Source organism: Dysosmobacter sp. Marseille-Q4140 (assembly GCA_018228705.1).
Classification (GTDB): Bacteria; Bacillota; Clostridia; order Oscillospirales; family Oscillospiraceae; genus Oscillibacter.
This window is the reverse complement of the sequence record CP073694.1, coordinates 1,199,363-1,214,370: the sequence shown is the minus strand read 5'-3', so window position 1 is coordinate 1,214,370 and position 15,008 is coordinate 1,199,363. Positions and strand designations below refer to the sequence as shown.

General features: G+C 67.4%; 20 protein-coding genes and 1 pseudogene. 20 read left to right on the top strand and 1 reads right to left on the bottom strand.

The window, feature by feature from the left end:
- Nucleotides 1-31: 31 nt before the first annotated feature.
- The 19 genes and pseudogenes from KFE19_06160 to KFE19_06070 all read left to right on the top strand — a co-directional run bounded on the left by KFE19_06160 (nucleotide 32) and on the right by KFE19_06070 (nucleotide 12,749).
- A complete protein-coding gene (locus KFE19_06160; GenBank protein ID QUO39088.1) occupies nucleotides 32-487 on the top strand; it encodes a terminase small subunit in 456 nt (151 codons plus the stop codon).
- Nucleotides 420-1,724: a PBSX family phage terminase large subunit gene (locus KFE19_06155; GenBank protein QUO39087.1), complete on the top strand. Its 1,305-nt coding sequence runs from the start codon at nucleotides 420-422 to the stop codon at nucleotides 1,722-1,724. Before KFE19_06160 ends, KFE19_06155 begins: the two co-directional genes overlap by 68 nt.
- Nucleotides 1,725-1,765: 41 nt before the next feature.
- Nucleotides 1,766-2,896: pseudogene (locus KFE19_06150) on the top strand (serine/threonine protein phosphatase).
- 74 nt (nucleotides 2,897-2,970) lie between these two features.
- Nucleotides 2,971-3,852 (top strand): hypothetical protein, encoded by an 882-nt coding sequence (locus KFE19_06145; GenBank protein QUO39536.1) that lies wholly within the window; start codon nucleotides 2,971-2,973, stop codon nucleotides 3,850-3,852.
- Nucleotides 3,853-3,879: 27 nt separating this feature from the next.
- Nucleotides 3,880-4,224, top strand: coding sequence for a hypothetical protein (locus KFE19_06140; protein ID QUO39086.1), 345 nt, complete (start codon nucleotides 3,880-3,882; stop codon nucleotides 4,222-4,224).
- 15 nt (nucleotides 4,225-4,239) lie between these two features.
- Nucleotides 4,240-5,271 (top strand): phage major capsid protein, encoded by a 1,032-nt coding sequence (locus KFE19_06135; GenBank protein ID QUO39085.1) that lies wholly within the window; start codon nucleotides 4,240-4,242, stop codon nucleotides 5,269-5,271.
- A gap of 67 nt (nucleotides 5,272-5,338) precedes the next feature.
- Complete coding sequence (locus KFE19_06130) at nucleotides 5,339-5,704, top strand: hypothetical protein (protein ID QUO39084.1); 366 nt, start codon at nucleotides 5,339-5,341, stop codon at nucleotides 5,702-5,704.
- On the top strand, nucleotides 5,701-6,024 hold the full coding sequence (locus KFE19_06125) for a hypothetical protein (GenBank protein ID QUO39083.1): 324 nt from the start codon (nucleotides 5,701-5,703) through the stop codon (nucleotides 6,022-6,024). Before KFE19_06130 ends, KFE19_06125 begins: the two co-directional genes overlap by 4 nt.
- A complete protein-coding gene (locus tag KFE19_06120) occupies nucleotides 6,021-6,512 on the top strand; it encodes a hypothetical protein (protein ID QUO39082.1) in 492 nt (163 codons plus the stop codon). Before KFE19_06125 ends, KFE19_06120 begins: the two co-directional genes overlap by 4 nt.
- A complete protein-coding gene (locus tag KFE19_06115) occupies nucleotides 6,509-7,576 on the top strand; it encodes a phage tail sheath subtilisin-like domain-containing protein (protein QUO39081.1) in 1,068 nt (355 codons plus the stop codon). The genes KFE19_06120 and KFE19_06115 overlap by 4 nt, the downstream gene beginning before the upstream one ends.
- Before the next feature lie 58 nt (nucleotides 7,577-7,634).
- On the top strand, nucleotides 7,635-8,024 hold the full coding sequence (locus KFE19_06110) for a hypothetical protein (GenBank protein QUO39080.1): 390 nt from the start codon (nucleotides 7,635-7,637) through the stop codon (nucleotides 8,022-8,024).
- The gene (locus KFE19_06105; protein ID QUO39079.1) at nucleotides 8,021-8,338 is read left to right on the top strand and encodes a hypothetical protein; all 318 of its coding nucleotides are present in this window, start codon (nucleotides 8,021-8,023) and stop codon (nucleotides 8,336-8,338) included. Before KFE19_06110 ends, KFE19_06105 begins: the two co-directional genes overlap by 4 nt.
- A 4-nt stretch (nucleotides 8,339-8,342) precedes the next feature.
- Entirely contained in the window at nucleotides 8,343-8,831 is a 489-nt protein-coding gene (locus tag KFE19_06100) for a hypothetical protein (protein QUO39078.1), read from the top strand.
- Between the two features lie 32 nt (nucleotides 8,832-8,863).
- On the top strand, nucleotides 8,864-9,424 hold the full coding sequence (safA, locus tag KFE19_06095) for a SafA/ExsA family spore coat assembly protein (protein QUO39535.1): 561 nt from the start codon (nucleotides 8,864-8,866) through the stop codon (nucleotides 9,422-9,424).
- Nucleotides 9,421-10,365 (top strand): hypothetical protein, encoded by a 945-nt coding sequence (locus KFE19_06090; protein ID QUO39077.1) that lies wholly within the window; start codon nucleotides 9,421-9,423, stop codon nucleotides 10,363-10,365. The genes safA and KFE19_06090 overlap by 4 nt, the downstream gene beginning before the upstream one ends.
- Nucleotides 10,366-10,740: a hypothetical protein gene (locus tag KFE19_06085; GenBank protein QUO39076.1), complete on the top strand. Its 375-nt coding sequence runs from the start codon at nucleotides 10,366-10,368 to the stop codon at nucleotides 10,738-10,740.
- A gap of 15 nt (nucleotides 10,741-10,755) precedes the next feature.
- Nucleotides 10,756-11,100: a hypothetical protein gene (locus KFE19_06080; GenBank protein QUO39075.1), complete on the top strand. Its 345-nt coding sequence runs from the start codon at nucleotides 10,756-10,758 to the stop codon at nucleotides 11,098-11,100.
- Nucleotides 11,101-11,113: 13 nt separating this feature from the next.
- Nucleotides 11,114-12,172 carry a baseplate J/gp47 family protein gene (locus KFE19_06075; protein QUO39074.1) on the top strand — a complete coding sequence of 353 codons (1,059 nt, stop codon included), beginning with the start codon at nucleotides 11,114-11,116 and terminating at the stop codon, nucleotides 12,170-12,172.
- Nucleotides 12,173-12,176: 4 nt separating this feature from the next.
- Nucleotides 12,177-12,749, top strand: coding sequence for a hypothetical protein (locus KFE19_06070; protein QUO39073.1), 573 nt, complete (start codon nucleotides 12,177-12,179; stop codon nucleotides 12,747-12,749).
- Between the two features lie 44 nt (nucleotides 12,750-12,793).
- On the opposite strand, the gene KFE19_06065 is transcribed toward KFE19_06070, so the two are convergent.
- Nucleotides 12,794-14,026: a serpin family protein gene (locus tag KFE19_06065; GenBank protein ID QUO39072.1), complete on the bottom strand. Its 1,233-nt coding sequence runs from the start codon at nucleotides 14,024-14,026 to the stop codon at nucleotides 12,794-12,796.
- Nucleotides 14,027-14,170: 144 nt separating this feature from the next.
- Here KFE19_06065 and pdaA point away from each other — a divergent pair, with 144 nt between their 5' ends.
- Complete coding sequence (gene pdaA / locus KFE19_06060) at nucleotides 14,171-15,004, top strand: delta-lactam-biosynthetic de-N-acetylase (GenBank protein ID QUO39071.1); 834 nt, start codon at nucleotides 14,171-14,173, stop codon at nucleotides 15,002-15,004.
- Nucleotides 15,005-15,008 lie beyond the last annotated feature (4 nt).

Here is a 15,008-nt window from a genome sequence, read left to right as displayed (position 1 = left end):
TGGATGTGAGACGGAGGAGAGGAGGAACGGCATGGAGAGGCGGGAGAGCGAGGCACGGTTTTGCCGTGCGTATCTCAGGACCATGGATCCGGAGCGGGCCGCCGCGGAGGCGGGGCGAAAGGACGGATTCGCTCTGCTGGAGCAGGAGACAGTCCGCAGCCGGCTGGAGATCATGCGCTCCGGTGCCGCAGCTCAGGTCCGGCGGGAGGACGTGCTGCGAAGGCTGGCCCAGCTGGCCTTCGGCCGGGCCAACGACGCGGTGCGCCTGGCGCTGGGGCAGGGAGGGACGGACCCGGAGGGGCTGGACCTGTCCGCTGTGGCGGAATTCCGGGTGACAGACAAGGGCGGTGTGGAGGTCAAGATGGTGGACCGGGTGCGGGCTCTGGAGACCCTCTGGGGCCTGCTGGACGGCGGCGCGGATGGGGCTGAGGAGCTGTGTCGGGCCCTGGCGGAGGCCGCCGAGGACGGGGGGTGGGAGGACGGCTGAGATCACGCGGTTTTCCCCCAAGCAGAAGAAGGTTCTGACCTGGTGGCGGCGGCAGCGGTGGGAAGCTATCATCTGTGACGGCGCCGTCCGCAGCGGAAAGACCTTTTCCATGGGGCTGTCCTTCTTCCTGTGGGCCCAGAGCTGCTTTGACGGGCGGCAGTTCGGCCTGTGCGGCAAGACCATCTCCTCCCTGCGGCGGAATCTGCTGCAGGATCTGGTGCCGTACCTGAGACGGCTGGGGATGACGGTGCGGGAGGTGCGGTCGGAGAACCTGCTGATCGTCCGGACCGGGGGGCGGGAGAACCGCTTCCTGATCTTCGGCGGACGGGACGAGTCCAGTGCCGCCCTGATCCAGGGCAGCACCCTGGCGGGGGTGCTGCTGGATGAGGCGGCCCTGATGCCGCGGAGCTTCGTGGAGCAGGCCTGTGCCCGGTGCAGCGTACCGGGCAGCCGCCTGTGGTTCAACTGCAACCCTGAGGGGCCTCAGCACTGGTTTTACCGGGAGTGGATCCTGAAGGCGGAGCAGCGGCGGGCGCTGTACCTTCACTTTACCATGGAGGACAACCCGGCGCTGACGCCCCGGATCCGGGCCCGCTACCGGCGGGCCTACTCCGGGGTGTTTTACCGGCGGTTCGTGCTGGGGGAGTGGACCGCCGCCCAGGGGCTGGTGTACGACTTCTTCGACCGCAGCCGCTGCCCTCCCGCGCCGGAGGGGCCCTTTGAGGCGTGGCGGGTGTCCGTGGACTACGGTACGTCCAATCCCGCCTCCTTCGGCCTGTGGGGCAGAAGGAACGGCGTTTGGTATCGGACGGCGGAGTACTACTACGACTCCCGGAGGACCGGACGGCAGAAAACCGACGGGGAGTACGTGGAGGACCTGCGGCGCCTGGCGGGGGACCGGGTGATCCAGCGGGTCATCGCGGACCCCTCGGCGGCCAGCTTCATCCTGGCGCTGCAGCGGGCCGGATTTCCCGTGGTCAAGGCCCGGAACGACGTCGCAGACGGCATCCGGGTGACGGCGGACCTGCTGAAGGCGGGACGGCTGGTGATCTGCGAGGGCTGCGCCGACCTGCTGCGGGAGATGGAGCTGTACTGCTGGGAGGACCGGGGGACGCGGGACGCGCCCCGGAAGGAGCACGACCACGCCATGGACGAGATGCGGTATTTCGCCATGGACGTGGCGGCGGAGGAACAGGGCGGATTCGCGGCCACCTGCGTGGAGCGGCGGGCCCTGTGAGAAAACGGCCCGCAGAGACGGGCATGGGAGGGATCGGAAGGTTGAAGTGGTTTCAAACGCGCAAGGAGCCGGCGGCCGCGGCGGTGCAGCTGCGGGAGACCGGACGCCATCCCTTCGGGGAGCTGGGCAGCTATGCGGCCCTGCGCTCCGGGGAGATCCGGCTGTACCGGGCGGTCCGGGAAGCGGTGCCGGTGGTGGACGCCGCCATTTACAAGCTGATCCGCATGACAGGCGGTGTCACCGCCGTTTGCGGCGACCCGTCGGCGGAGCGGGAACTGGGGGAGTTCCTGCGTACCGTGCCGGTGGGGCGGGGACAGTTCGGCATCAACGCATTTCTCGACGGGTATGCCGACTCTCTGCTGACCTGCGGCCGGGCCGTGGGGGAGATCCTGCCGGCGGCGGGGAACCGGGACATCGCGGCGGTGCTGTGCGGCCGGGTGGAGAGCATCGAGATCCGGGAGGGGGACAATCCCCTGGACTTTACCATCTGCGGACCCGACGAGCAGGGAAAGATGGGGCCGCTGCCCTGTCAGGACCTGCTGCTGTTCACCCCCTTCAATCCGGAGGGGGACAGCCCATACGGCGTGTCGCTGCTGCGGTCGCTGCCCTTTTTGACGGACATCCTCATGAAGATCTATCACACCATCGGGGTCAACTGGGAGCGGTGCGGCAACGTGCGCTACGCCGTGACCTGCCGGAGCGGCGAGGGCGGACAGGCGGCGGAGCGGAGCCGCCAGCTGGCCGGGGAGTGGTCCCGGGCCATGCAGGAGACCCGCAGCGGCAGCGTCCGGGACTTTGTGGCGATTGGCGACGTGGAGATCAAGGTCATCGGCGCCGACGGGCCTATTCTGGACAGCGAGGTACCGGTGCGGCAGATCCTGGAGCAGGTGGTGGCCAAGACGGCCATCCCGCCTTTCATGCTGGGACTCAGCTGGAGCTCCACGGAGCGGATGAGCTCCCAGCAGGCGGACCTGCTGACCACGGAGATCACCGCCATCCGGCGGACGCTGACCCCCACGGTGGAGCGGATCTGCCGGCTGTGGCTGCGGATGCACGGCTATGGCTGCGGCTTCCGGGTGGTCTGGGACGACATCAATCTCCAGGATCAGGTGGAGGAGGCCCGGGCGGCCCTCTACCGCCAGCAGGCCCGGAAGCTGGAACTGGAAAACGATGCGGCGGAGGCCGCGGCGCAGAAAGCGATCCCCGGCGGGGACGCGGAAATTCAGGAGGGAAGCGGGGAGTGAGCGTGGAGATCCAGAAGGAGCGGAGCGAGCGGGCGGCCGGGACCCCGGCCGCGGAGGAACTGGCGTACATCAATCAATACGCCAAGACGCCCCTGGAGGCGGAGCAGGTCTACGCCTTTGCGGTGCGGCTGTGCGACAACGAGGTGGACCGGGATTACGAACGGTTCGAGACCGCGGGCCTGAAGCGGCTGGGGGAGCTGTTCCTGGGCAAGAGCGGTATCTTTGATCACCAGTGGTCCGCCAGGGGGCAGACGGCCCGCATCTACCGGACTGAGGTGGTGGCGGAGCCGGGGCGGATCACCGCCGCCGGGGACGGCTATTGCTACCTCAAGGGTTGGGCGTATCTGCTGCGGACTGAAGCCAACGCGCAGCTGATCGCCCAGATCGAGGGCGGCATCACGAAGGAGGTCAGCGTGGGGTGCAGCGTGGCGCAGAGCGTGTGCTCCGTCTGCGGAGCGCCCGCCGGGACCTGCCACCATGTGAAGGGGGAGGTCTACGACGGAAGGCTGTGCTTCACGGAGCTGCGGGAGCCCACCGACGCCTACGAGTGGTCCTTCGTGGCGGTGCCCGCCCAGCGGGACGCGGGCGTGCTGAAGCGGTACGGCGCTCCCGACCGGGAGCGGGTGCAGCTGGAGCGGGAGGCGGCCCTGGGGCGCCGGTACATGAAGGAGCTGCGCCGGGAGGTGGCCCGCCTTGCCATGCTGACCGACGAGACTGTGCCCGGCGAGGTGTGGGCCGGCGTGGCGGAGAAGCTGGAGGAGCCGGAGCTGCTGGCGCTCAAGAGCGCCTATGAGCGGCAGGCGGCCAGACGGTTTCCGCCCCGGCCACAGCTGCGGGACACGGCCGCGGCGGCGGACGAGGACGAGACGGTATTTCTGGTGTGACAAGGAAATGAAAAGGAGAGGTTGCAGATGAAACTTTCTTATGAGGGAATCGGCCAGTGGGCCGCTACCTTCGCCTGCACGGAAGCGGCGGAGGGCGAATTGGTGAAGATCAGCGGAAGCGGCGCCGTGGCCGCCTGCGGAGACGGGGACGACTTCTGCGGCATGGTGCTGTCGGTGAGCCGGGGCGGCGACGCCTGCTCCGTGGCTCTGGGCGGCATGGTCACCGCCGGATATACCGGGGAAGCGCCGGCTTTGGGCTGGACCGGGTTGGCCGCAGACGGCACCGGCGGCGTGAAGCCGTCTGAGACCGGCAGGGAATTTTTGGTGGTGGATGTGGACACGTCCGCCAAGACTGTGACGTTCGCACTGTAAGGAGGAGAGGGAAACATGGCTTATCACTATGAGAACATCCGCCTGGAGAAGGGCATGTACGGCCGCAGCGGCCGCACCTTCTCTCAGACCCTGGAGGAGCTGGATCCCAGCGAGCAGTACCGGGGCACGGCCCTGGAGGGCCTGGACGCCTTCCAGCGCCAGCTCAAGCGCTTCGACATCCGGGTGAAGGGCGCCGGGTCCGACTGCGTGGAGAAGTTTTTCCACACCACGGATTCCTCCGTGCTGTTCCCGGAGTTCGTGTCCCGGGTGGTGCGCCAGGGCCTGGAGGAGGAGAGCATCCTGCCCGCTATCACCGCCACCGTAACCCGCTTTGACGGCATGGACTACCGCTCCATCGCCTCCGTGCCCACGGAGAGCGAGAAGGAGCTCAAGCGGGTGGAAGAGGGCGCCCAGATCCCGGAGACCAGCGTCCGCACCCAGGAGAATCTGGTGCGCCTGCACAAGCGGGGCCGTATGCTGGTGGCCTCCTATGAGGCCATCCGGTTCCAGCGGCTGGACCTGTTCTCCGTGACCCTGCGCCAGATCGGCGCTTACATCGGACGGATGCACGTTCAGGACGCTGTGGACGTCATTATGAAGGGCGACGGCAATGACAACGCGGCTCCGGTTTTTGAAGTGGGGGATGGCACCATCTCCGGCAGCTCCGGTTCCCTGAGCTACGAGGGCCTGCTGGACTTCTGGAGCCAGTTCGACCCCTACACCATGAATACCATGCTGGTGTCCGGGGATGTGATGCTGGCCATGCTGAAGCTGAGCGAGTTCCAGAACCCCCTGACGGGGCTGAACTTCCAGGGCACCGGTACGCTGACCACGCCTCTGGGCGCCAAGCTCCTGCGGACCACCGCCTGCCCCGCCGGGACCCTGATCGGCCTGGACAAGAACTACGCCCTGGAGCAGATCTGCGGCAGCGAGGTGACGGTGGAGTACGACAAGCTCATCGACCGTCAGCTGGAGCGGGCGGCCATTACCTCCATCTCCGGCTTTGCAAAGCTCTTTGACGGCGCCAGCAAGGTACTGACGGTCTGAGGGGAGAAACGGGAAATGGCGGGGCCGCAGGGCCCCGCCGGAGAGACGAGAAAGGCGGCGATGAGACGTGCATGAGACGATCCTGGAGCTGGCCCGGACCATATCCGGCGCCGGCGAGGCGGAGACGGCTCTGCTGGACGCCCTTTGCCAGGCGGCGGAGGCGGCATGGCAGCGGCGGCTGCCGGAGGACAGGAACCCGGAAGACTGCGGCACCGCCTTTTCCTGCGCGGCGGCTTTCACCGCCGCGGCGGATCTGGCGGCCGGGCGGAGCGGCAGCGCCGTGGCGTCCTTCAAGGCTGGGGATGTCTCGGTGGAGAGCCGGAACGGCGCCGACGGCGCCGCTTTGGCGGAGGCCCTGCGGCAGACGGCGGAGCGGCTGATGGCGCCTTACGCCGTGCCGGCGGATATGGTATTCAGGAGGGTGCGGGGATGATGACGGACTGGGTGCGGCAGGTGCTGGACCGGTACGGTCAGCCAATCACTCTGCGCCGAGGAGAAACGGAGACCGTGATCCGGGCCTTTTTGCAGCCGGTGACAGAGCGGGGAGAGCGGGCGCCGGACACCGCCACGGCCCTGGGCTGGATCGACGGACGGCAGTGGCTGTACCTGGGACAGACGGCCCTGGAGATCGGGGACGTTTTGACATGGAAGGAGATGGCTTTCCGGGTGCGCAGCTGCCGGCCCTATTACATCGGCGAGGCGCTGTCCCACTACTGGGCGGCGCTGGAGAAGGAACGGGAGGCGGCGGTATGAGAGAGCTGACACAGGTGCGGGACGCGGTGATCGGCGCCCTGACGGCGGCGGGACTGCCGGCTTTTGCGGCGTTTCCGGCAGAGGAGGCCCGGCGGTACGAGGCGGCGGTGGCCGCCGTGGATGTGGGCACCGCCCAGGGAGCGGCGCTGGGCTTTTGCAATTACCTGGGCCAGGTGAGAAACGAGGACGGATCAGCCAGCGAGGTCTACGGCAAACAGCTGGAGGCGGAGATCACCGTGGAGATCCGGGCAGGCCGGGCTGCGGACTGCCAGAGCGGCTGTGAGGCGGCGGCAGACGTGCTGCTGGGCGGCCTTCCCGCCGGCGTGCGGCCGGAGGAGCTGAGCTGGGAGGCTTTGCAGTGGGAGCGGGAGACAGAGCTGTTCCTGCGGCGGGGACGCCTGCGGTGCAGGGCGCTGTTCACGGCCCGGGCGGAAGAGGAGGGCCAGACCTTCCTGGACTTTGTTTTGAAAGGGGTTTTGACCACTTGAGCGAGATCATTCATGAGCGGCCGGGAGTGTATTCCAGCTATGACGCCTCCGCTGTGGTCAGCGGAGGAAGAGCCGTGCGGACCGTGGGCGTGGCGGCCAGAGCTGTCAGGGGCGACGTGGGCAAGGTCGTGACCGTCACCGGCTACACCGCCGGTGTGGCGGTCTTTGGTGAGGACGCGGCGCAGAGCCCCGGCATGAGTACCCTGCTGCGGCTGCTGTTTGCCAACGGTGCGGCTACGGTGCTGGCGGTCCGGGTGGACGACGCCGCAGGCACGGCGGACTACGAGGCGGCCTTCCAGGCGCTGGGCCGGGAGGAGGCCCAGATCCTGGTATGCGACAGCGCCGAGCTGGAGGTGCAGCAGGCCCTGCGGACTGCGGTGGAGGAGGCGTCCTCCACACGCCGGGAACGGATCGCCCTGGTGGGCGGCAACGGCGACACGGCTGCGGAACTGGTGGAGCGGGCCGCGGCCCTCAACAGCGAGCGGATGGTGCTGGTGGGGCCCGATGCCCTCAGCAGCACCGGTGAGCAGCTGCCGGGCGTGTTTTCCGCCGGGGCCCTGGCCGGTGTGGTGGCCTGTGGGCGGGACCCGGCGGTGCCGCTGAACGGGGCGGAGATCGCGGGCCTCGGCGGGGTCTGCGAGGATTACAGCGACAATGACATCGACCTGCTGGTCCGGGGCGGTGTGACGCCTCTGGAGTGCGTGGCGGGAGTCGTGTCCCCGGTGCGGGGTATCACCACCCGCACCACCACCGGCGGCGCGGCGGACACCACCTGGCGGGAGCTGACCACCATTCTGATCGTGGACGATGTGATCCCGGCGGTACGGCAGAGCCTGCGCAGCAAGTTCTCCCGCACCAAGAACACTGCCCAGACCCGCAGCGCCATCCGGTCCCAGACCGTGGTGGAGCTGGAGAAGAAGCTGGCGGCGGAGATCATCGACAGCTACGGTGAGGTGACGGTCAGCGCCTCCGCGGACGATCCGTCCGTGTGTCTGGTGGAGTTCACCTTTGCGGTGGCCCACGGCCTCAATCAGATCTACCTGACGGTCCACATCACCATCTGACGGACCGGGGGCCGGGCCGGATGACCTCCGGCCCGGCCCGAAGAGAAAGGAGCGGAGCATGGATACAAAGGGATTCCCCACCAGTTCGGACATCTATCTGGAGCTGGACGGGCGGAAGATCGCGGTGGTGCAGAGCTACACCGCCAAGGCCAGCAAGTCCAGCCAGAGCGTGGAGGCCTTCGGCGAGAGTGAGCCGGTGGCCACCATCGAGGGCCAGCGCAAGTACACCCTGGAGCTGACCCGGCTGTACGCCACCGAGGAGGCCGTGTCCGACGGCATCAATTTCTACGATCTCCAGGACTTCTCCCTGGTGATCTGCAAGCCGGACCGGAAGATCATTTACAGCGGATGCCAGTGGAGTGCCATCCAGGAGGAGGGCCAGCTCAACGCCATGGTGGCCGAGCGGGTGACGGTGGTGGCCGCCAAGCGCATCGAGACCGGCGCATGACGCGGCCGGAGGAGATCGACCGCCTGCGGCCCATGCCGGCGGCGCGGCTGCTGGCCATCTGGCGGGACACCCGGGAGCGGACGGAAGAGCCGCTGGAACGGTGTCTCCTGTGCAACGCGCAGGTGCTGGCGGAGTGCTGCTGGCGGGGTGAGGAGCGGGCCTTTGCAAGCGCGGAGCAGGTGCTGGCGTCCCTGACCGGGCGGCAGATGGAGGCGCTGCTGCGGCGGCTCATGGGGGAGGAGCCCGCCCGGGTACCGGAGACGGAGAACCCGGCCTTTGACCCGGAGCGGTTCCGGGCCCTGAGAGAGGGGTGAGACCGTGGATTACATCCGGGAGGAGCTGCTGCGCCAGCAGGCGCTGCTGGTGATTTTGCTGACGGGGCAGCGGACAGAGCTCCTGGCGGAGGAGTGGGAGGTGCGGAGCGATGCCGGAGAGAAATTGCTCCCAGAGACCGCTCCGGTGCGGCGGCTCCGGCAGGGGCGGTCTGGCGGCGCTGACGGAGAACTGCCTTGGGAGAGCGCCCTGCCGGAGGCTGCGACGCTGTGGACGGCGCTGGCGGACCCATCTGCCGGAGAATGGGCCGGCACAGCAGCGGAAAGGGATGCCGGCGCTGTCCGGCGGAGCTCTGCGGCGGCATGGGAGGCACCGGCCCGGACCGCCGGTGAGATTCCGCCGGAGGCGGGGGAGATCCGTCTGGTGACGGAGGTGCGGCGGCCGGAGAGCGGGAGAAGCGCCGATCCGGCGGCACTGTCCCTGGCATTCCAGCGGGACGCCCGACGCTATGACGGGGGCTTTCGCCTGTACTGAGAGGAGGAACAGGGATCATGCGACTGGAGCCCATGCGCTACAAGGAGTATACCTGGCCCTACAACCCGGAGACCTACACCGTGGAACGGCGCAGGAGCGTGGCGCTCCACAAGGTGCCCTTCGGCGGATACTGCCTCCAGGACCTGGGGGATACCTGCCGGGTGCTGCGGGGAGAAGGGGTCTTTGCCGGAACGGGGGCCTATGAGGAATTTCAGAAGCTGGAGGCGGTGTTTGACGAGACGGGGCCGGGACTGCTGGTGCATCCAGTTTGGCCGGCGGCCAGCGCCTATTTCGTGTCACTGCAGCTGGCGGAAGAGCCGTTGCCGGACTATGTGCGCTATACCTTTGAGTTCTGGGAGGATCAGGTGGCCGGCGCCGGGCTGACCGAAGTGACCGGGGAACAGACGGCGGCGTCCGGCTCCTCTGCCTCCGGCAGCGGCGGCGAGCGCGCCGTCTATACCGTGAAGAAAGGAGATACCCTGTGGGGGATCGCCGGGCGGTACGGCGTGGCGCTGACAGATCTGATCGCCGCCAATCCCCAGATCAAGAACCCTAACCTGATCTATCCCGGGGACAGGGTGACGCTGCCATGACAGGACGGATCATCACCTGTGACCACAGGACCTTTGACCTGCCGCCTCTGACGCAGTGGCAGGTGACCTACACGGGGTCGGTGCCCTGCGACAGCTATTCGGTGACCTTTCCCTACCGGGCGGACATGGCGGAGATCCTGCACCTGGCAGCGGGCTTTCTGGCCATGGACGGCGAGACGATATTGCTGCGGGCCATCGTGGACGAGTATACGGTGGACCTCTCCGGGAGCGGACTCACGGCCACGATCACCGGCCGGGGCTACGCCGCCCGGCTGCTGGACAACGAGACCCGGCCCGTCACCTACCAGGCCGCCACCCTGGCGGAGATCGTGCGGTGCCACGTGACGCCCTACGGCATCTCCGCGGCGGAGATCGCGGACGTGTCCGCCGACTCGGTGTTCACCGCGGCGGCGGGCACCAGCCAGTGGAAGGTGCTGGAGGACTTCTGCCGGACCTACGGGGGCTTTGCGCCCCGGTTCCGGCAGGACGGCAAGCTGCTGGCGGTGCCGGAGCAGAACTCGGGGCGGCGGCTGGTGATCGGCGGGGACAGCCCGGTGCTCTCCTGCTCGGTGCGGGAGGACCACTACGGCGTGCTGACGGAGGTGCTGGTCATCGATAAGACCCGGAACGCGTCGTACAGCGTCCGCAACCAGGACATGGCGGACCGGGGCGGACAGTGCCGCCGGGTGGTGTACACGCCGGGACAGAGCACCTGGGCCGCCATGCGCTACACCGGGGAGTATCAGATCGCCCGGTCCCGGGAGGAGGAGTGGTCGGCCGAGATCTGCCTGCCGGGGGCCTTTCAGGCCTTTCCGGGAGACGTGGTGCGGCTGGAGCTCAGCCGCCTGGGTCTTGCAGGGGAGTACCGGGTGGCGGAGGCGGAGAACCGCGCCTCCGCCGACGGCGAAACCATGACCTTAACACTGAAGGAGCGGATGTGAATGTGGCTTTCCAAACAGATGAGGCCGGAGATCCCCACCGCCGACGCCGACCTGGGGATGACCACCATTGCCGGCGGCAGCGCGGGCGTGGTGACCAGGGGAGAGGTCCGGGCCCTGCCGGTGTACGGCCCCGGCGGATACGCGTGGCTGCCGGAGAGCGGCGAGACGGTGCTGGTAATCAAGGGTGGCCCCGGCGGCGAGGAGCAGTGTGTGGCCGGGGCCCGGCAGAGACAGATCCCGGAGGGGATGCAGCCTGGTGAGGTGTATCTCTTCGGCCCCGGCGGCGGAAGCGTATATCTGCGCCAGGGCGGGATCGTGGACATCCGGGGTCTGCTGCTGATCAACGGTGAGGTCTACCGGCCCTGCTATTGCTGAGAGGAGGAGACTGTTATGCTGGCGATCCGGAACGGAGACTATGTGCCGGACGGCGCGGGAGGACTGCGCCGGGCGGAGGGCCGGGAAGCCCTGCTGGAGCGGGTGCTGTACCGGCTGATGGCCCGGCGGGGACAGTTCCCCTTTTTGCAGGACCTGGGCAGCCGCCTGTGGCAGCTGGGCCGGGTCGGCGCCGCTGGGCGGCAGTCCGCCGCAGAGCAGTACGTGGCGGAGGCCCTTGCGGCAGAAACAGGACTGACGGTGGAGACGGTGACCCTGCGCCAGGCGGAGGGGCGGACAGAGCTGACCGCAGAGATGACCTGGCAGGGGGAGACGCTGTCGGTGACCCTGGAAGTCCGGTGAGAGGAGGAAACGGGTGAAAACCATTGATGAGATCTATCGCCTGCTGCTGGAGTCCTATGCCCGGCGGACCGGGACGGCTCTGGCGGAGGACTGTGACCTGGCGGTGCGGCTCTATGCCGCGGCTGCCCAGCTCCAGGCTTTGGATATCCAGGCCTGGTGGGTACTGGACCAGTGCTTTCCCCAGACGGCCCAGGGGATGTATCTGGACGGCCATGCCCAGATGCGGGGCGTTTCCCGCCGGGAGGCCACAAAGGCGGTGGGGACGCTGCGCTTTTCCGTGGTCAGCCCGTCGGCGGTGGAACTGCCCATCACTGCCGGGACCGTCTGCATGACGGCGGGAGAGGTTCGATTTCAGACCACCGCTGACGCGGTGCTGCCGGCGGGAGACCTGTTTGTGGATGTGCCGGCGGAGGCAGTGGAGAGCGGCGAGACCGGCAATGTGCCGGCTGGCAGCGTGGCGGTGCTGACCGCCTGTCCCGTGGGCATTACCGGTTGTACCAACCCCGCCGCATTTTTCGGCGGAAGCGACGCCGAGGATGACGAGAGTCTGCGCGCGCGGGTGCTGGAGAGCTATCTGCGTCTGCCCAACGGAGCCAACGCCGCCTGGTATGAGCAGTCCGCCATGAGTCATGCGGGCGTGGCGGCGGCCCAGGCAGTGGGCCGGGCCCGGGGGATCGGGACTGTGGATGTGTATATCGCCACGGAGGCGGGGCTGCCGGACGGAGAACTGCTGGAGGAGGTCCAGGCAGATCTTCAGGAAAAGCGGGAGATTGCCGTGGATGTGGAGGTGCTGGCGCCCATCGCCAAAAGTGTGGATGTGACGGTGCAGGTGGCGGCGGCTGACGGGACGGCCTTTGAGACGGTCAAGCCCCTGGTGGAGCAGGCTGTGACGGCCCTGTTCGGCGGACAGCTGCTGGGAAAGCCGCTGCTGCGGGCGGAGCTGGGCAGCCGGATCTATGCCGTAGAGGGCGTGACCAACTACCGCATCACGGCCCCGGCCTCGGATGTGACCGGGGGCAGCGGGATGCTGCCCTTGCTGGGGACGCTGACCGTGGCGGAGATGGGAGTGTGAGCGGATGTACGCGGACTATCTGATCCGGCTGCTCTCGCCCCTGGGGATCTACGACTTGTCGGAGACCTCCGCCGGAGGGGCGGCGGTGTACGCATTAGGCGACGGCCTGGACGCGGCAGAAGAGACCCTGGAGTACGTGGAGCGGGAGGGCTGCACGGCCACGGCCCAGGGGGAGGGCCTGGACCGGCGGGAGGCCCTCTTCGCCCGCAGGCCCGCCGCCTTTACTGCGGAGGACCGCCGGGCCGCCATCGCCGCCCTGTTGCAGATCGACGGCGACAGCCTGACGCCCGGTGCCATCGACGCCACCCTGCGGGGGTGCGGCATCAAGGCCCGGGCCATTGAGATGGGCGGACAGAACGTGCGGGTGATCTTCCCGGAGGTGGCGGGGGAGCCGCCGGAGTACGAGCAGATCCAGAAGATCATTTTGGACATCCTGCCCTGTCATCTGGGTGTGGAGTTCTACCTGCGGTATCTGACTTGGGAAGAGTGTGAGCGGACCGGATACACCTGGGCCATGGTGGAGGCAGCGAAGCATACCTGGGAGAGCTTTCAGCTGGCGGTGCCGCCGGAAGAATGAACAAAAAAGGAGCGGGACCAGTGGCCCCGCTCCTTTTTTTCGTTTCAGTTTTCCAGATCCCGGACCGCGCCGATGAAGAGGGGAAGGTTCGCCTCACAGTCCACCAGCAGGTACAGGAAGGGGCGGTTGAGATACACCGTCCGTCCGGGAGCGCTGGAACCGGTATCCACCTCCACCACCGTAGCGGCGCCGGCCCGGGTACCCTGGGCATCCAGGGCCAGGAAGGTCTTGTGGAGCACCCGGCTGATGTAGAGGGGGCCGTCGGGGGAACTGCCCATAGAGGAGAAGTCCGCCCGGGAGGCGTCAAAGGCATCCGCCATGCCCAGCTCTGTCAGCACGCCGCTGAGTTCACTGCTGTACTGGGCGGTGAACTGGGGGACGGCGGCCTCCATGGCCTCCGACTGGGCGGAGGTGAGCGTATTCCGCAGTCCTTCGCCGGTCAGGGAGGCGATGTAGTCCTCCAGGGACACGCCCTCATTGGGAAGCAGCGCGGCAAAGGCATAGGTCCCGCCCTCGTAATATTTGAGAAAGCCTGTGGCCAGACCGTCTTCCAGGTAGGCGTACTCCTGGCTGTACATCATTTGGACCGGCTGCGCTGCGCCGTCCTCCGCGGTGAAGGTGCCCTCGTGGATCTGATTTTCCCGGTAGACACTCTCCCACTGGCCGTCAAAGGCCAGGGCGTTGACCAGGTACACCATGGCGCTGTCGGGGATACGGTCCAGGATGGCGGGGATCATCCCGTCGGTGCGGTCCGACACCCAGGCGTTGAGGTCCGCCAGGGTGGTCTTGTCGAAGGGCGCCCGGAACAGGTCGGCGCCGTAATAGCCGGCGCAGGTATCCAGAAAGGCCTGCTCCATCGTGAGGCGGCCGGCATCGTCCCGGAACCAGACGGAGTTGGCCAGGGAGCAGCGGGCCTCTTTGCTCTCAGGGAGGGAACCGGCGTAAGATTGAAGGTAGGCGTTGAGTTCCTCCACCGGCAGGCCCAGGGTTTCTTCCATTTGGGTTTTCGTCTCCCCGGCGGCGCCGTTGGCCGTCATGGCCAGGGCCGAGAGGACGGAAATCGGAGACAGGAGGATGTTTCCGCCGTCGTCGGTATGTTGCAGTAGCTCCACGGCAAAGTCCGTGGCGGCCAGGGCGCCGGGACCGTTCAGGTCCACGGCCTCCGCCGGGGCTTTCCGGCCGCCGGAGGACAGGACTTCGGCGGAGTAGGCGGGACCGCCGCAGGCGGTCAGCAGGGACAGCAGGCACAGGGCCAGGGCAAGCAGCTTCTTTTTCATCACGGACCTCCTTTGATATCAGCAGGCGCTTCTGCCGATAAAGACGGCAAAAACGAGGCGGCGTTCCGTGCGGGCGAAAAAAATCCGCATAGCCGCGGCTCCGGCGGCGCATCCTGTGAGCAGAGATCACAGGAGGTGCATCATATGTTTCGGACCCGTGACAAGGTGATGATCGTTTTGGCGGCCCTGACCCTGTTCGTGGCCGGGTCGGTGTGGCTGTATGTGCAGGAGGACGGCCCGGCGGCCCAGACAGCGGGGGGAGCCGCGGTACCCGCTTCGGCAGTGGACTGGGGATTGTCCTTCCAGACGGAGGGGCAGGCGCCCATCGGCAATGCCACGGCAGAGGATCTGGCCCGGTACGGCGCCTATTACCTGGGCGATACCGGTGAGAAGGTGATTTACCTGACCTTCGACTGCGGCTATGAGAACGGCTATACGGAGGCCATTCTGGACGCGCTGAAAAAGCACAGCGCACCGGCGGCTTTCTTCGTGGTGGGCAATATGGTGGAGACGGCGCCGGACATCGTCAAACGCATGGCGGCGGAGGGCCACATCGTGGGCAATCACACCTACCACCACCCGGATATGTCCGCCATCTCGGACCAGGCGGCCTTCCAGGAGGAGCTGGCGTCGCTGGAGGCGCTGTACCGGGAGACCACCGGGCAGGAGCTGTCCAAGTTCTACCGCCCGCCCCAGGGCAAGTACAGTGAGGAAAACCTGAAACAGGCCCAGGCCCTGGGATACACCACGGTGTTCTGGAGCCTGGCCTATGTGGACTGGTACGTGGACGACCAGCCCACGGCGGAGGCCGCCTACGCCAAGCTCCTGCCCCGGATCCACGACGGGGCCATCGTGCTGCTGCACTCCACCTCCGCCACCAACGCCGCCATTTTGGATGACCTGCTGACCAAGTGGGAGGACATGGGCTATCGGTTTGCCTCGCTGGAAGAACTTCCCCAGCTAAATCGTGGGATTTAAAACT

Bases quoted from the DNA above. Each gene is read 5' to 3' on its own strand.
- KFE19_06135 (QUO39085.1), top strand. From the start codon at position 4,240: ATGGCTTATCACTATGAGAACATCCGCCTGGAGAAGGGCATGTACGGC.
- KFE19_06125 (QUO39083.1), top strand. From the start codon at position 5,701: ATGATGACGGACTGGGTGCGGCAGGTGCTGGACCGGTACGGTCAGCCA.
- KFE19_06155 (QUO39087.1), top strand. From the start codon at position 420: ATGGGGCTGAGGAGCTGTGTCGGGCCCTGGCGGAGGCCGCCGAGGACG.
- KFE19_06090 (QUO39077.1), top strand. From the start codon at position 9,421: ATGACAGGACGGATCATCACCTGTGACCACAGGACCTTTGACCTGCCG.
- KFE19_06065 (QUO39072.1), bottom strand. From the start codon at position 14,026: ATGAAAAAGAAGCTGCTTGCCCTGGCCCTGTGCCTGCTGTCCCTGCTG.
- KFE19_06105 (QUO39079.1), top strand. From the start codon at position 8,021: ATGACGCGGCCGGAGGAGATCGACCGCCTGCGGCCCATGCCGGCGGCG.
- KFE19_06080 (QUO39075.1), top strand. From the start codon at position 10,756: ATGCTGGCGATCCGGAACGGAGACTATGTGCCGGACGGCGCGGGAGGA.
- KFE19_06140 (QUO39086.1), top strand. From the start codon at position 3,880: ATGAAACTTTCTTATGAGGGAATCGGCCAGTGGGCCGCTACCTTCGCC.
- KFE19_06120 (QUO39082.1), top strand. From the start codon at position 6,021: ATGAGAGAGCTGACACAGGTGCGGGACGCGGTGATCGGCGCCCTGACG.
- KFE19_06110 (QUO39080.1), top strand. From the start codon at position 7,635: ATGGATACAAAGGGATTCCCCACCAGTTCGGACATCTATCTGGAGCTG.
- pdaA (QUO39071.1), top strand. From the start codon at position 14,171: ATGTTTCGGACCCGTGACAAGGTGATGATCGTTTTGGCGGCCCTGACC.
- KFE19_06085 (QUO39076.1), top strand. From the start codon at position 10,366: ATGTGGCTTTCCAAACAGATGAGGCCGGAGATCCCCACCGCCGACGCC.
- safA (QUO39535.1), top strand. From the start codon at position 8,864: ATGCGCTACAAGGAGTATACCTGGCCCTACAACCCGGAGACCTACACC.
- KFE19_06160 (QUO39088.1), top strand. From the start codon at position 32: ATGGAGAGGCGGGAGAGCGAGGCACGGTTTTGCCGTGCGTATCTCAGG.
- KFE19_06070 (QUO39073.1), top strand. From the start codon at position 12,177: ATGTACGCGGACTATCTGATCCGGCTGCTCTCGCCCCTGGGGATCTAC.